We start from the raw sequence: 14,746 nt of genomic DNA on the forward strand, positions 1-14,746 counted from the left end.
CAAGCAACATATCCATATACATGGACTTGTTTCGAAATACGAGAGAAAACGCATACATCAAGATGTTTGAAGGAGATTCACCTTTCAGCTTTTTTACATTAGATGATTTCAATATCGCAGAAACATGAAATTTATTGAAGAAAATCTTGATTGAATCTGTTATCTGCTTAGTATCGAGTTCATTCTGTGATATAATCTTAGACAAGGCGTTGGTCTCCTTATGGTTAATTTTTGGTGGTACTTAAATTATACCAATTTTAGAGGCTTATCGCCTTTTTTGTTGCCAGTTTTTATTGAATTTTCAAGGTTCTAGAGCACTTTTTAATGTGCGAAGTTTCAGTAATCTGATTTTGAAAAAAAATCGAGTGTTCTTCAAGAGTTTTTATGATCTTGGGAGAGTCGTATTCAAACATTACGTCTTTTGTATCGGAAAGAGAAAAACCTAAAGAACGATATTTTAATATGTCAACTATAGAACATACGTCCCAGTAACTATACTCTCTGTATCCATTATTAGGATTGACTCTGGGATTAAGAAGCCCCTGGCGCTCATAGTGCCTTAGAGTTTCTCTGCCGAAATTAAATATCTGGCATATTTCTTTTGTTGAGTATTTTGTTTCAATCATAGGCAATCCTCGTAACTAACTGTATTGACTATACATATTTATGCATTTAATATATTGGTTTTGGAGTAAGACAAATCGGGAGGTAATAAAATGGAATTAAGTCAATGTGTTGCTGCAAAGCTGGAATCATCTCAGGCTTTAATAGCAGGAGTGAGAGATGAAAAGATAGCCATTCCGCTTTCAGCAGTTTTATCAATAGAGAATGTAGCTGTTTCTGAGATCAAAAGCGTTAATTTTGAGGATGTTATTTATCTTAGAGGACAGGTTATTCCATTGATCTATATGGATAAATTGTTCGATTGTGAGGATTCGAATACAGAATCTTCAAATATAAATGTTGTTATCTGCATGTATAAAGATACTTATATTGGTCTTGTAGTTGATGAGCTTTTTGGACAGGATGATATCAACACAAAATCATTGGGAATACTGGACAATAATAACCGCTTTTTTAGTGGCGCGACAATTCTTGATGATGCAGTAGCACTTATTCTTGATGTTGAGTCATTGATTGCATAAGGAGGCTATAAATGTCCGAGTTAACAAAATTTAATCGAAAAGAAGATGAGTCAAAATATATCATCTTTAAAATAAATCAGGAGTTGTACGCTATCGATGTTCAAAGTGTAAATAACATCATTCAGATGCCTGCAATAACAAAAGTTCCAAGTTCACCAAGGTATTTTAAAGGGATTATCAACCTTCGTGGCGAAATTATACCTGTTATGAGCCTTCGCCGTAGAATGAATTTTGAAGACGATTCTTTTACAAGTAATTCACGTGTGATCATCTTAAATATTGGTGAAGGCAATCTGCTTGGAATAGTTGTTGATGAAGTAAGTGATGTAAGAAACATTCCTGGTAGCATGATTGAGCAGCCATCACCATTTCTAAAAAGCGAAGAGTCGGTTGTTCGCGGAGTTGGAAAGATTGATGATATGATAATATCAATTCTTTCAGTAGATTCAGTAGTTGGTCAGAGCGTTGCATCATAATAGTTTTGCTTTTGTTAAAACCTATACTGCCGTATTGGCAGTATAGGTTTTTATTTCTTTAAATGTTCAATCTGGTTTGTGAGTTCTTCCGGAACGTCAATTCCATCTTTATTCAACTTGGCTATGATGTTCAGGATAGGCTTTGCTGCATTGTTTATACGAACAGAATAATGGTTGAAAAGTTCTTTGTACTGAGGATTGTCAGCGTTCTTTTCTCTGACTGCCTTAGCAAAAGGACAGAAGGTAAAAAGAATTTCTCTTGTAACTTTGTTCAGTCTTGGAGAACCGGCAGATTCAAACTTGATATATGAAAGATAATCTGCAATAAATACATTTTTATAATTATTACTGAATTTCTTTAAGTCAGTTCTTAATTTTTCTTTGTTTTCAGTTGAAAGAGCAGAATTCTTTTTATAAAACTGCAAATAATCACAGTACATTGATGTAAGAGAAGGGTCAGTAACATCGTTCCAGTGCACTCCTTGCTCGGTCTTACACATTTCCCATCTGAACTCGCCAAATAGTTTTATCATAGTTTCTTCTGTATTTTCTGTATTAAATATAGAAACAAGCATTCTGGCCTTTGTTCGCCTGTTTTTGCCCTCGATTTCCTGCCAAAGACTGGCTCTGCTTCCAACGTTCGGCATCAATATCATGTATGGAGTTATATCATCATCATAATAAACCTGAGGGATACCGATTTCTGTATTGGAGTACAGTGCCTGTCTGCAGAATACTCCATAGTCAATGCTGCGGATCATATCATAATATCCGTTTACTTTGGCGGCTGTCTGATATGCCATATCAAGTGGTCTTAAGACATTTTGCTCATCAAAAACAGGAACGAAAGAAGAAATTCGTCCAAAGGTCATTCTGTTTCCAAGGGCAAAGAGATTGTGAATTTCGAAATCAAGTCTTTTCTGTGGGTTGTTTTGCATAGCTTCAAGCTGATCCTGACTGATAGCGCCTGTTGATCTTTGCTCTCTTAGATATGAAGGCCAATCCTGATCAAACTCATTTTTTGATGGTTCAACTTCTAACATAAATATTTTTTTGAGCCATTCATAAACAGTCAGTACATTACCGTTCTCATCAGGAACATAAGCCTTTGCCATGTTATGGAGAATACTTGTATTCTTTGCTCCTGCCAATTCTTCATCAACAAAACCGAACATAAAAAACATCTTAACTTCGATTGGGATGTTTTCATCAGTAAGGCTCCGTAAAAAAGCAGGTATGAACACTTCATAAAATGAAGTACTTATATTTCTCCTCAAAGCTCTTGCTTCATCAGAGGAATCATAGCGGTTATTATTTGATTTAAAAGCTGAAATCTGTTCTTCGAATTTAGTAGCAATTTCACCACTTACCCCTGAATAAACAAGGATGGTATTAAGAGCATTAACGATAGTCACACTACCTTCTGTACCTTCATTCTCAGACCTTTCCATATCTGCAAGCTTTAATTTTATTGCTTTTATAGTGGAAGTAAATGATGAGGTTTTCTTTTTTAATACTTTTCGGTATTCATTAAGGAGAAGAACTTGATCTGATATAGTTTTATATATGGTATAGGTAGTCATGATCATTCCGGTTGCAAATTCTATGTTTAAGCCATAGAAAGTCTTCTTTAGAACAGCTTCGTTTTCCTTTAGACTGTTGCTAAAGTCGATTACCCAGTTAGGTATTTTTTCGGATTTTTCAGGAGGAATCAACTCATCAAGTTCTGGAAATGATTTTGCTATTTCGCCGACTTTTATGCAAAGACTTGGATAGTCGGCATAATCAGCCATAATCTGTTCATATTCCTGAAGCGCGTCATCATACTGTTTTTCATATACTGCGCAGGTTTTTGCAGCAATCTCAGATGACTGAGCGGCAAGAATAGGAGCAATTTTGGGATTTGATTTAATTATTTTGGGAAGATCATCTGGCGAATTAAAAGGATAGGAATAAACACTCGTTTCTTCAAGTGCTTCATAATTATACGCGTAGGGATCGCCTGGATTTTCTACAATTCCGATAAAACCGCCAACATTACAATTGATAGAAGAGTACGCATTTGAAATTTGAATACTCCCTTTTATCACAACTTCAACACTTTCTACCTTGCCTTGTCCTGCTTTATGAAGAAACTGGCCTTTTTCAAGTTTTGTAATTCCCATGTATCCTCCAAAGAACAATAAATAGTAAATTACGTATACAATATAATGATATCACGACAACCATTTAACATCAATTAAAAGAAAATTAAAGAATAACAGGCTTTAATCTATACTCGGATTTTATATTGTTCTGAGCAACCCGGTTATAAATTGTTGTGGCAGAAAGTGTCTCTTCAAAAAGTGCAAACTCCAGCGGAGACAGAAACTCTTTTGCATCCTTTAGTCTATGTAAAATCGGTAGAGTTCCTTTTTTTTGGATCATAGACAAAAGGGCTGAAGATTCTTTTTGGCTACCAAGGATTCTTCCATAACAGGTAAAACCATCAAGCTTGTAGGAATCCATGTTTTCTTGCGTTATGTTCAAAAGAATATGTAAAAGACATCTGCTTATGCGGGTGTAAGTAAGATTCCTGGTTTTTAAGCTGTTGCAAAATGAATCAAAATTCGTGTAGCTTTCGAGAACGCCTAAAATGCGGTTTGAAAGATCATTGTTAACATCAAGATATTTTGTATAGCCGCTATTCTTATCTGAAATAAGTTTATAATAAAGAAAATCAGAAAAATCATTGGAATCGAGGTATTTACCTGCATATTCAGTGAAAAAAGCAGCTGATGCAGACGGAAGTTGTGCTTTGATAAGGCTTTTTTCTGTTTCACTATTTGAAAAAATCATATTTCTAATGCCTTGTGCACTTGATATTTCTTCGATTCCTTCGGAATGATAATCTGCGCCTTCTCTTTTTATGGTAAACGGAGTTATTTTACTTTTAATTCGTCGAATAGCTTTTAAATATTCAACTGCCAGAATATTATTTGGGCTTTCAAGTATATCGACATATGCTGAAGATATATCTGATTTTTCAAGAGTAAAATAGTCATTTAAGGCTTTTTTTCTGGAAACAGGGTAGGAATCGCCCATTTTCAAATACTTGCCAAGGGCGTCCTTGTATGACTGTGGTTCATCAGATAGAATTTCTGCGATTGAATTCAAAGATTCAATATCTGGATTTTCACTTCCAAAACAAAGATAGTCTACTACGCCGAGCCTATCAAGAAGTGAGATAGCGCCCGATGCAAAATACTCAGCGCTTCCAAGACTGTAATAAACAGGGAGTTCAAAAACAATATCGGCACCACAACTAAGAGCCATCCTGGCTCTATCGAATTTGCTGATGATTGCCGGAGCACCTCGTTCTACATAATCTCCGCTCATAACAACTACACAGTAGTCAGCGTTTAATTTTTCTTTACATTTTTTAATGAGGTATTCATGACCTTTATGAAAAGGGTTGAATTCTGCGATAATCCCGATGGTTTTCATTGACGATATCCTGATAACAAAATTTTATATTGCGACAATAAATGTTACTGTTCACTCGCATACAGCTCGCTCCAGTAACCACTTCGCGCATTCATTCCAAATCGACTTCGTCGATTGAATGCGCTCACTCCCGTATCAAGTTCTCACGAAATGCGCAGCTTAGTGCGCATTTCTGTCTGAACAGTAACCAATAAATTTCTAATTTTTGTACAGTTTTTTCCTTGTACAAGAATTATAATATAAGTATGATATACATGGAAGATTTTTTGATTCTGCTCAAAGAATAAAAATGAAACTGAAGTTACTATTATAATATAAGTAGATTTCAGAAATATTTTGAAAAGAGGTCAAATATGAAAGTTTTAGTTATTAACTGTGGAAGTTCATCACTTAAATTCCAGCTTATTGATTCAGACTCAGAAGCTGTAATCTGCAAAGGACTTTGCGAAAGAATCGGAATTGACGGAAGCCAGATAGTTTATACTCCTGCTGGCAAAGATAAGATTACAAAGGTTACTCCAATGCCTGATCATAACAGAGCAATTGAGCTTGTTATTGAGGCACTTACAAATAGTGAAAACGGTGTTGTTTCTCTTGATGAGATAGGAGCAGTTGGCCACCGTATCGTTCATGGTGGAGAAAAGTTCACTAAATCTGTTGTTATTGATGAAGAAGTTATTAAGGCAATTGAGGATGTTTCTGATCTTGCACCTCTTCACAATCCAGCTAACCTTATTGGTATCAGAGCATGCCAGAAGGCAATGCCTAAAGTTCCAATGGTTGCAGTTTTTGACACAGCATTTCATCAGACAATGCCTGAAGAAGCTTATCTTTATGGCCTTCCTTATTCATACTATGAGAAATATGGAATCAGAAGATATGGTTTCCATGGTACAAGCCATTCATATGTAAGTAAGAGAGCTGCAGAAATCCTTGGAAAGGATGCAAAAGACCTTAAGCTTATTGTTTGTCACCTTGGAAATGGTGCTTCAATTTCAGCTGTTGATGGTGGAAAATGTATTGATACATCTATGGGACTTACCCCACTTGAAGGACTTATCATGGGAACAAGAAGTGGTGATATAGATCCTTCAGTTGTTGAGTTTATCATGAAAAAAGAGAATTCTACAGTAGCTGATGTTACAAATCTTTTAAATAAAAAGTCAGGTGTATTCGGACTTTCAGATGAGCTTTCATCTGATTTTAGAGACCTTCAGAAAGGATATGAAGAAGGCCATGCGGGCGCTAAGAGAGCTGTTGATGCATTTGTTTACAGAGTTGTTAAGTACATCGGTGCTTACACAGCAGCTTTGGGAAGAGTAGATGCTATTTGTTTCACAGCAGGCGTGGGCGAGAACAGTGGATTCGTTCGTAACCTTATTTGCAAGAGACTCTCATTCCTTGGCGCAACTGTTGATGAAGAGGCTAACAAGGCTCATGGTGAGGACAAAGTCTTTTCAGGTGCTGACAGCAAAGTTAAGCTTCTTATTGTTCCTACAAATGAAGAACTTGCAATTGCGCGTGATACAGTAGCACTCTGCAAATAATGAATTGATAATAAAGATGTAAATCCAAAAGAGGCGGTGATTTTTCACTGCTTCTTTTTTTATACTAAATGTTAATCGTTAAACTAAATTTTCTTGATATTAAATAAACATAACAAAAAACTTGAAAATACTGAAGTAAAACTGTATGATATACTATGTCTTTTGTTTGGGATAATATAGAAAAAGCTGATAATGGGGAAGGTATGAAAGAGTTAAATTCATGTAAAGAGGCAATGGCCTCCAGTATAGAGAATAAATACTTTAGTATTGCTCATTTGTATAAAGATGAAAAGGCGATGGAAATGCATATTCATGATTGCTATGAAGTGTATTTTTCCATTTCTGGAGGAAAGCAGTTTCTTATTGATAATAAAGTCTATGATATAGCCCCCGGGGATCTTTTTCTTATTAATCAGTATGATTCTCATTATCTTACCCAGATTGAGAAAGAAAAGCATGAGAGAATTGTTATCATGATAGATCCAGACTACATGAAGGAGATATCTTCAACAGAGACCAATTTGGATGCATGTTTTCAGGAGAGGAATGAGAAGTTCTCTCATAAGATAAGTCTTACCAGTGAACAGCAGAGTCGTTTTCTTTACTTTGTAAATAAGATACTCACAAGCAACGGATATGGACATGATTTGTTAGAAAGAGCGACATTTACGGAACTTTTTGTGCTAATAAATCAGATAGTGAATGAGAAAACTAGTGATAAATTAGAGGATAAGCCTTCGACATATAATGAACAGGTGGATGCAATCCTTTCATATCTGAACAATAATATTCAGTATCCGATAAGTATAGGAGATTTATCAAAGCAGTTTTATATAAGCGAGTCATACATTTGCAGGATTTTTAAATCTGCAACCGGAACAACTATAAATAAGTATATGACAGCCAGACGTATTTCTATTGCCAAGTCGTTATTGGCAGAGGGAATAGGAGTGAGCGATGTATGCGAGAAGTGTGGATTTAGTGATTATAGTAATTTCCTAAAAGCATTTACTAAGTCTGTAGGAATCTCGCCCAAGAAGTACTCTCAGAATTGCAATAGATGATGAAATGACATGAGTCAAAAAAATGTATTGACAAACACTGCTGCTATGAGTACAATATCAAGGTATGCTAATGAATAAACGTAAACAATTGCCTTTTTAAGGCAGTTTCTTATACGGTTACTGTAAGGAGGTGTTACTCAAATGTCAATCTGCCCAAAGAATAAGTCATCAAAAGGCCACAGAGATCAGAGAAGAGCTAACTGGAAAATGACAGCTCCAACTCTTGTAAAGTGCAGCCACTGTGGAGCTCTTATGCAGCCACATTGCGCATGTAAGAAGTGCGGCTATTATAACAAGAAGAGCATTGTTGAAGTTGAGGCTTGATAACTAAGTGTAACCTCATATGTTCTGAAATTTAAGGCTTTCCAATTTATTTGGAAAGCCCTTTTTTTGCCCAAAAATCAATGTTTTTATTCTATTGATTTTTGATTAGTACTCTTGTATATTATAAGAAGTCAATTTTGATATGGGGGTAATTTTATGGCAGAATTAGTTAGAGTTGCTGTTGATGCAATGGGAGGAGATAACGCTCCGTTTGTCACAGTAAAGGGTGCTGTGGATGCTGTTAAAGAGTCACAGAATCTCAAGGTTTTCCTCGTTGGAAAAAAAGATGTTGTAGAAAAAGAACTATCTGCTTACGAATATGAAAAAGATAAGATTGAAGTTGTGGATGCAACTGAAATTATCGAAATGGCTGAACCTCCTGTTATGGCAATAAGAAAAAAGAAAGATTCGTCTATTGTAAAAGCCATGTATATGGTCAACCATGGCGAGGCTGATGCTTATGTTTCCGCAGGAAGTACAGGTGCAACACTTGTGGGTGGACAGGTAATAGTAGGACGGCTTAAAGGAGTTGACAGAGCACCACTTGCTCCGCTTATTCCTACCGAGAAAGGCAATTCTCTTTTGATAGATTGTGGTGCCAATGTAGATGCCAGGTCTAACCATTTGGTACAGTTTGCTAAAATGGGAACTGTTTACATGGAAAATGTCATGGGTATCAAGAATCCCACGGTTGCCATTGTAAATATTGGTGCAGAAGAGGAAAAGGGTAATGCTTTGGTAAAAGAGACATTCCCGCTTCTTAAGAACTGCCCGGATATAAATTTTATCGGAAGTATAGAAGCAAGAGATATTCCTGCCGGATTTGCTGATATTATTGTTTGCGAGGCTTTCACTGGTAACGTTATCCTTAAGATGTACGAGGGTGTTGCCAAGTCCATGATGCATGTTATCAAGAAAGGGCTTATGAGCAATATTAAAACCAAAATTGGTGCACTTCTTATTAAAGATGACCTCAAGAAGTCTCTTGCTGATTACAGTATGGATAAATATGGTGGAGCGCCGATGCTTGGGCTTAAGGGCCTTGTAGTTAAGACACATGGAAGTGCTAATGATATTGAGGTTAAGAATTCAATCCTTCAGTGTGTAACATTCACAGAACAAAAAATTAGCGAAAAGATCAGTGCAAAATTATCTGATGAGACTTGAGCGCTGACTATATAAATTATTACTTTGACAGTTAAGAAAGGTCGATTATTATGGAATTTGAAAAGATGAAAGAAGTTATTGCAGGCGTTTTAAATGTTGATCCTGAGGAAATTAAGATGGATACAACTTTTACAGAAGATCTTGGTGCTGATTCACTTGATCTTTTCCAGATTATTATGGGACTTGAGGATGAATTTGATGTACAGATCGATCCTGAAAAGACAGAGAATATCACTACTGTTGGTGAAGCTGTAGAGCTTCTTAAAAGCGCACTTTCTACAAAATAAGCTGTAAATAAATAACAGACAATGGTGAGGCAGCTTTTTGACTGCCTCATTTTAATTTAAGTAAAGCACTTGGCGAGGTTTTTATGTTATCAGAGTCAGATATTTCAAAATTTGAAAATACTATTGGATATACTTTTGAGGATAAATCACTATTAATTCAGGCATTTACTCACAGTTCTTTTGTAAATGAACAAAAGATTAATAAAAAGCCTGATTATGAGCGTCTTGAGTTTTTGGGAGATGCTGTCCTTGAAATGCTATCAAGTGAGTACCTGTTCAAAAAATATCCGGATAAAAAAGAGGGTGAAATGTCAAAAATCAGAGCGTCTCTTGTATGTGAGCCTGCTTTGGCCTTTGATGCAGAAAAACTTGATATAAGGCATTACATGCAGCTTGGAAAAGGTGAAGAGGCCACAGGGGGCAGGAACAAGGAATCAATCATTGCCGATATGGTTGAGGCGGTGATAGGTGCATTGTTTTTGGATGGCGGAATAGAAGAGTCCAAGAAGTTTATTTATAAATATGTTCTTACAAATGAAGAGAGCATGCAGATGTTTAGCGATAGTAAGTCTATTCTTCAAGAGATTGTTCAGGGGCAGAATATGGGACAGATTCGCTATGAAATTTGTGGCGAAAGAGGTCCTGAACATGATAAAATATTTGATGTCTGCGTATTTGTGGGCGATAAGAATTTTGGAGAGGGGTCAGGAAAAACCAAAAAAGCTGCTGAGCAAAAGGCTGCTTACAAGGCTATTCTTGAATTAAAGAAAATCAAGTAATGTATTTAAAAAGTATTGAAATTCACGGTTTTAAGTCGTTTGCAAATAAGATAAAATTTGATTTCCATAATGGAATCACCGGAATTGTAGGACCTAACGGCTCTGGTAAGAGTAATGTAGCGGATGCTGTAAGGTGGGTTCTTGGTGAACAGCGAATAAAGCAGTTGCGTGGTGGATCCATGCAGGATGTTATCTTTTCCGGCACAGAGCTTCGTAAGCCTTTGGGCTATGCTTTTGTTGCCATCACTCTTGATAATTCGGATCATTCCCTTGCTATTGATTACGATGAAGTTACTGTTTCAAGAAGGCTTTATCGTTCTGGTGAAAGTGAATATATGATAAATGGCTCTACATGTCGACTTAAGGATGTAAACGAGCTGTTTATGGATACAGGTATTGGTAAAGAAGGATACTCTATTATTGGTCAGGGTCAGATTGACCAGATTCTTTCAAGCAAGCCTGAGGACAGGCGTAATCTTTTCGATGAGGCTGCCGGTATTGTGAAGTTTAAATCCCGAAAAGAGACTGCTATCAAAAAACTTGAGGAGGAGAAGATAAATCTTACCCGTCTTTCTGATATTTTATCTGAGCTTGAAAAACAGGTAGGACCATTGGAAAAACAGTCTGAAGTAGCTAAAGAGTATTTAAAACTTCGTGAACGTCTTAAAACTTTGGATGTCAATATGTTCCTTGTTGAAAACAAGAGCCAGAGGCAACAGCTTGAAGATGCCGAGAATAATCTTGGCATTGCGACTGAATCTCTTGATAAAGCAAAAGAGTCCTATGAAAAAGCCAAGGAAGAATATGAGGGAATTCAGAAAAAACTTGAAGTTTTAGATCGAGAAATAGATGAAGCCAGAGCAAGAATCACTGATTCATCTGTCAAAAAAGAAAAGCTTGAAGGCCAGATAGGCATCTTGAATGAAAAGATAAAGTCTGCTACAACCAATGATGCTCATTTTAAGACGCGTATTAAGGATGAGCAGGCTAAAATTGAAGAAAAAAATAAAGAAAAAGAGAAATATCTTTCTGAAAAAGAGAGTATCGATAAGGAAGTAGGAGAACTTTCACAAAAGCGTGATGAAGCAAGAAAAGAGCTTGAAAGGGTTCTTACACAGATATCAAACATAAATGAGGAAGTAGAGAGCTGCAAGAGCGCTATTATTGAAACCTTGAATACCAGAGCTACCATAAAATCAAAGCTCAGTTCCCTCAATACAATGAAGGAGCAGGTAAATATCAGAAAGGCAGAACTTACTGGAAAGCTTGTTAGAGCCAGATCTGATGAGTCAAAGCAGGAAGAAACAATCAAAAGACTTAAGGATGAGTTTGAACGCATAACTTCAGAGATTTCTGAAATGAATAAAAAGCAGAAAAAGGCTGAAGAAGACGTAAAAGAGATGCGTGAAAACATGTCTTTAAAAGATTCTGAACTTAGAAAGATACAGGAACTTTATCAGCAGGAAAAATCAAGACTTGAAGCTTTGGCAAATATTACAGAGAGATATGAAGGATACGGCGGCAGTGTTAAAAAGGTAATGGAGAAAAAAGACACAACACCCGGAATCATAGGTGTTGTGGCTGATATTATAAAGACACAGCCTAAGTATGAAACAGCTATTGAGGTTGCTCTTGGTGGTAACATTCAGAATATTGTTACCGATGATGAAGAAACTGCCAAGAAAATGATTGCTTATCTAAAAGAAACTAAGGCTGGAAGAGCAACGTTTTTACCTCTTACAGCATTGGACAATCCGCCTGAGCTTAAAGCTAAAGAGGCTCTTAATGAAAAAGGCGTTCTGGGTATGGCGGATGAACTTGTTGATACTGATCCTAAGTACAGGCAGGTTGCTAAGGCCATGCTTGGAAGGATTGTTGCTGTAGACAACATTGACAATGCAGTTAAAATTGCCAGAAAGTATAATTATACAGTTCGTATGGTAACTCTTGAAGGTGAACTTCTTGTTCCCGGTGGAGCTATAAGCGGTGGAGCTTTCAAAAACAACTCTAATCTCCTTGGTAGGAGACGTGAGATGGATGAGATGGAAGCTAACGTCAAAAAATACAAACAGAGTATTGATGATCTCAAGAGTGAGATAGAGGAATGCAGAACAAAGAGGAATGAGCTTAGAACTCTTGCTGAAGAGCTTAGAACAGAACTCCAGGGCAAGTTTATTGCACAGAACACTGCGAGACTTAATGTTGAAAATGAAGAGACAAGACAGGCTGAACAGAAAGCTGGTTATAGTGATCTTAAAGCTGAAAATGATGAAATAGAGAGTAAACTTTTGGAAATTGCTGAGGAAAAAGCAGAGGCTGAAAGACTTCTTGAAACTTCGGAAAACACTGAGAAAGAATCTACTGTTAAGGTTGAAAAATTTCAGAAAGAACTTGAAGGGCTTCATGAGATTGAGGAAACTGAAAACGAAAAAGTTTCAAAACTCGATATTGAGTATGAGAAGATAGCTCAAAAGCATGAATTCCAGCAGCAGAATCTGAATCGTGTCGAGTCAGATATAGAAACTCTTGAGAAGGGTCTTCAGGAGATTCTTGATTCCATGGAAGAGAATATAAGAAATCTCGAACAGAACAAGAAAGATATTGAAGAGATTCGACTTACAATTGAAGCTTCAGTTGATGTGCAGTCTGATGCAAATAAAGAGCTCGAGCAAAAGAAAGAAGAAAAGAACGAGCTTTCAGTTTCACAGAAGGAATTCTTTGGAAAGACTGAAGAACTTAATAAGCAGATATCTGATCTTGATAAAGAAGTTATCAGATTGGGGTCAAAGAGAGAAAAGTGTCAGGAGGCTATTGAGTCACATATCAATTATATGTGGAATGAATATGAAATCACTCTTTCTGATGCAGCAGAGCTTCGTGACGAAAACATGACTGATGTTCCGGCTATGAGAAAAGAAACTAATTCTCTTAAGGATTCAATAAGAAAACTCGGTGATGTAAATGTTAATGCCATTGAGGACTATAAAAACCTCATGGAGAGATATACGTTTATGAAGACTCAGCACGATGATCTTATTGAAGCGGAAAGGCAGCTGAAAGAGATCATCAAAGATCTTGATGAATCCATGCGTAAGCAGTTCATTGAGCAGTTCCACAAGATAAATGCAGAGTTTGATCAGGTATTTAAAGAAATGTTTGGAGGAGGAAAGGGTTCACTGGAACTTGCTGAGGACGAGGATGTCTTAGAAGCTGGAATCAGAATCAATGCACAACCGCCGGGAAAGAAACTTGTTAACATGATGCAGATGTCCGGTGGTGAGAAGGCACTTACAGCTATTGCACTTCTTTTTGCAATTCAGAATTTAAAGCCTTCGCCATTCTGTCTTCTTGATGAGATTGAGGCTGCCCTTGATGAAAACAACGTTGTTCGTTTTGCTAAATATCTTCATAAGCTTTCAAGTACGCAGTTTATTGTAATTACTCATCGTCGTGGTACAATGGAAAGTGCTGATAGATTATATGGTATTACCATGCAGGAGAAGGGAGTGTCTACTCTTGTAAGTGTAAACCTCATTGATAAGGAGCTTACAAATTAATGGCCAATAATTTTTTTGCAAAACTGCAGCAGGGATTATCCAAAACCAGGGACAATATTGCCAGAGGATTTGACAATGTTTTTTCGGGATTTTCAAGTATAGATGAAGATTTTTATGAAGAACTTGAAGAGACTCTTATAATGGCTGATATAGGTGTTAATGCCACCAGCAGAGTTATGGATGAACTCAGAAAACAGGTAAAAGAAAAGAAAATATCAGATCCTAATGCGTGCAGAGAGCTTTTGACACAGATTTTAAGAGAACAGATGCATACTGATGATAATGCTTATGACTTTGAAGATAAGAAGACAATAATCTTTGTGATCGGTGTGAATGGAGTGGGAAAGACTACATCAGTAGGAAAACTTGCTTCAATTTTTAAAAACAAAGGAAAAAAAGTTCTTATTGCTGCAGCAGATACCTATAGAGCAGCAGCTACTGAACAACTTCAGGAATGGGCAAAAAGAGCTGATGCTCCAATAATTGTCGGAAAAGAAGGTGCGGATCCGGCGAGCGTTATATATGATGCGGCATCTTCATTTAAAGCCCGAGGCTGTGATATTTTGATAGTTGATACAGCAGGAAGGCTTCACAATAAGAAAAACCTTATGGAAGAGCTTGCCAAGATGAACAGAATCATAGATAAGGAACTTCCTGGAATCTGGCGTGAGAACTTTATTGTGTTAGATGGAACTACAGGGCAGAATGCAATTATGCAGGCAAGAGAGTTTGGTGAAGCGGCAGATCTTACTGGTATTGTGCTTACTAAACTTGATGGTACTGCCAAGGGAGGAATTGCTGTTGCCATTGTATCGGAACTTAATATTCCGGTTAAATATGTGGGAGTTGGAGAGGGTATTGACGATCTTGAGAGATTTAATTCAGATGAATTTGTTGATGCTCTAATGTAAGAG

13 protein-coding genes and 1 pseudogene are annotated in these 14,746 nt (G+C 36.8%); 10 read left to right on the plus strand and 4 right to left on the minus strand.

Annotated features, from left to right (window positions below; all coding sequences use genetic code 11):
• Both BM146_RS19845 and BM146_RS08295 read right to left on the minus strand, forming a co-directional pair.
• A pseudogene (locus tag BM146_RS19845) lies at window positions 1–205 on the minus strand (IS4 family transposase); the annotation flags it as partial.
• A gap of 85 nt (window positions 206–290) precedes the next feature.
• Entirely contained in the window at window positions 291–626 is a 336-nt protein-coding gene (locus tag BM146_RS08295) for a MerR family transcriptional regulator (protein WP_074887151.1), read from the minus strand.
• Between the two features lie 90 nt (window positions 627–716).
• On the opposite strand from BM146_RS08295, the gene BM146_RS08300 reads away from it, so the two are divergent.
• A complete protein-coding gene (locus BM146_RS08300) occupies window positions 717–1,145 on the plus strand; it encodes a chemotaxis protein CheW (RefSeq protein WP_074887154.1) in 429 nt (142 codons plus the stop codon).
• Between the two features lie 11 nt (window positions 1,146–1,156).
• Entirely contained in the window at window positions 1,157–1,621 is a 465-nt protein-coding gene (locus BM146_RS08305) for a chemotaxis protein CheW (RefSeq protein WP_074887157.1), read from the plus strand.
• 50 nt (window positions 1,622–1,671) lie between these two features.
• On the opposite strand, the gene BM146_RS08310 is transcribed toward BM146_RS08305, so the two are convergent.
• Both BM146_RS08310 and BM146_RS08315 read right to left on the minus strand, forming a co-directional pair.
• Entirely contained in the window at window positions 1,672–3,786 is a 2,115-nt protein-coding gene (locus tag BM146_RS08310; RefSeq protein WP_074887159.1) for a cyclic nucleotide-binding domain-containing protein, read from the minus strand.
• A gap of 85 nt (window positions 3,787–3,871) precedes the next feature.
• Entirely contained in the window at window positions 3,872–5,107 is a 1,236-nt protein-coding gene (locus BM146_RS08315; protein ID WP_074887161.1) for a nucleotidyltransferase, read from the minus strand.
• 353 nt (window positions 5,108–5,460) lie between these two features.
• Between BM146_RS08315 and BM146_RS08320 the strand changes: the two genes are divergently transcribed.
• The 8 genes from BM146_RS08320 (at window position 5,461) to ftsY (ending at window position 14,743) form a co-directional block, all read left to right on the plus strand.
• Window positions 5,461–6,654 carry an acetate/propionate family kinase gene (locus BM146_RS08320; protein WP_074887163.1) on the plus strand — a complete coding sequence of 398 codons (1,194 nt, stop codon included), beginning with the start codon at window positions 5,461–5,463 and terminating at the stop codon, window positions 6,652–6,654.
• Between the two features lie 203 nt (window positions 6,655–6,857).
• Complete coding sequence (locus BM146_RS08325) at window positions 6,858–7,718, plus strand: helix-turn-helix domain-containing protein (protein WP_074887464.1); 861 nt, start codon at window positions 6,858–6,860, stop codon at window positions 7,716–7,718.
• Window positions 7,719–7,859: 141 nt separating this feature from the next.
• Window positions 7,860–8,042: a 50S ribosomal protein L32 gene (gene rpmF / locus BM146_RS08330; protein WP_022773549.1), complete on the plus strand. Its 183-nt coding sequence runs from the start codon at window positions 7,860–7,862 to the stop codon at window positions 8,040–8,042.
• Between the two features lie 156 nt (window positions 8,043–8,198).
• Window positions 8,199–9,209, plus strand: a complete 1,011-nt coding sequence (plsX, locus tag BM146_RS08335) for a phosphate acyltransferase PlsX (RefSeq protein WP_074887168.1) — start codon at window positions 8,199–8,201, stop codon at window positions 9,207–9,209.
• Window positions 9,210–9,259: 50 nt separating this feature from the next.
• The gene (acpP, locus tag BM146_RS08340; RefSeq protein ID WP_022773552.1) at window positions 9,260–9,496 is read left to right on the plus strand and encodes an acyl carrier protein; all 237 of its coding nucleotides are present in this window, start codon (window positions 9,260–9,262) and stop codon (window positions 9,494–9,496) included.
• A gap of 83 nt (window positions 9,497–9,579) precedes the next feature.
• Entirely contained in the window at window positions 9,580–10,275 is a 696-nt protein-coding gene (gene rnc / locus BM146_RS08345) for a ribonuclease III (protein WP_074887171.1), read from the plus strand.
• The gene (smc, locus tag BM146_RS08350) at window positions 10,275–13,832 is read left to right on the plus strand and encodes a chromosome segregation protein SMC (RefSeq protein WP_074887176.1); all 3,558 of its coding nucleotides are present in this window, start codon (window positions 10,275–10,277) and stop codon (window positions 13,830–13,832) included. The genes rnc and smc overlap by 1 nt, the downstream gene beginning before the upstream one ends.
• Window positions 13,832–14,743 (plus strand): signal recognition particle-docking protein FtsY, encoded by a 912-nt coding sequence (gene ftsY, locus BM146_RS08355; protein WP_074887177.1) that lies wholly within the window; start codon window positions 13,832–13,834, stop codon window positions 14,741–14,743. Before smc ends, ftsY begins: the two co-directional genes overlap by 1 nt.
• The last annotated feature ends 3 nt before the right edge of the window (window positions 14,744–14,746 follow it).

It is taken from the genome of Butyrivibrio proteoclasticus (genome assembly GCF_900115735.1).
Classification (GTDB): domain Bacteria; phylum Bacillota; class Clostridia; order Lachnospirales; family Lachnospiraceae; genus Butyrivibrio; species Butyrivibrio proteoclasticus_B.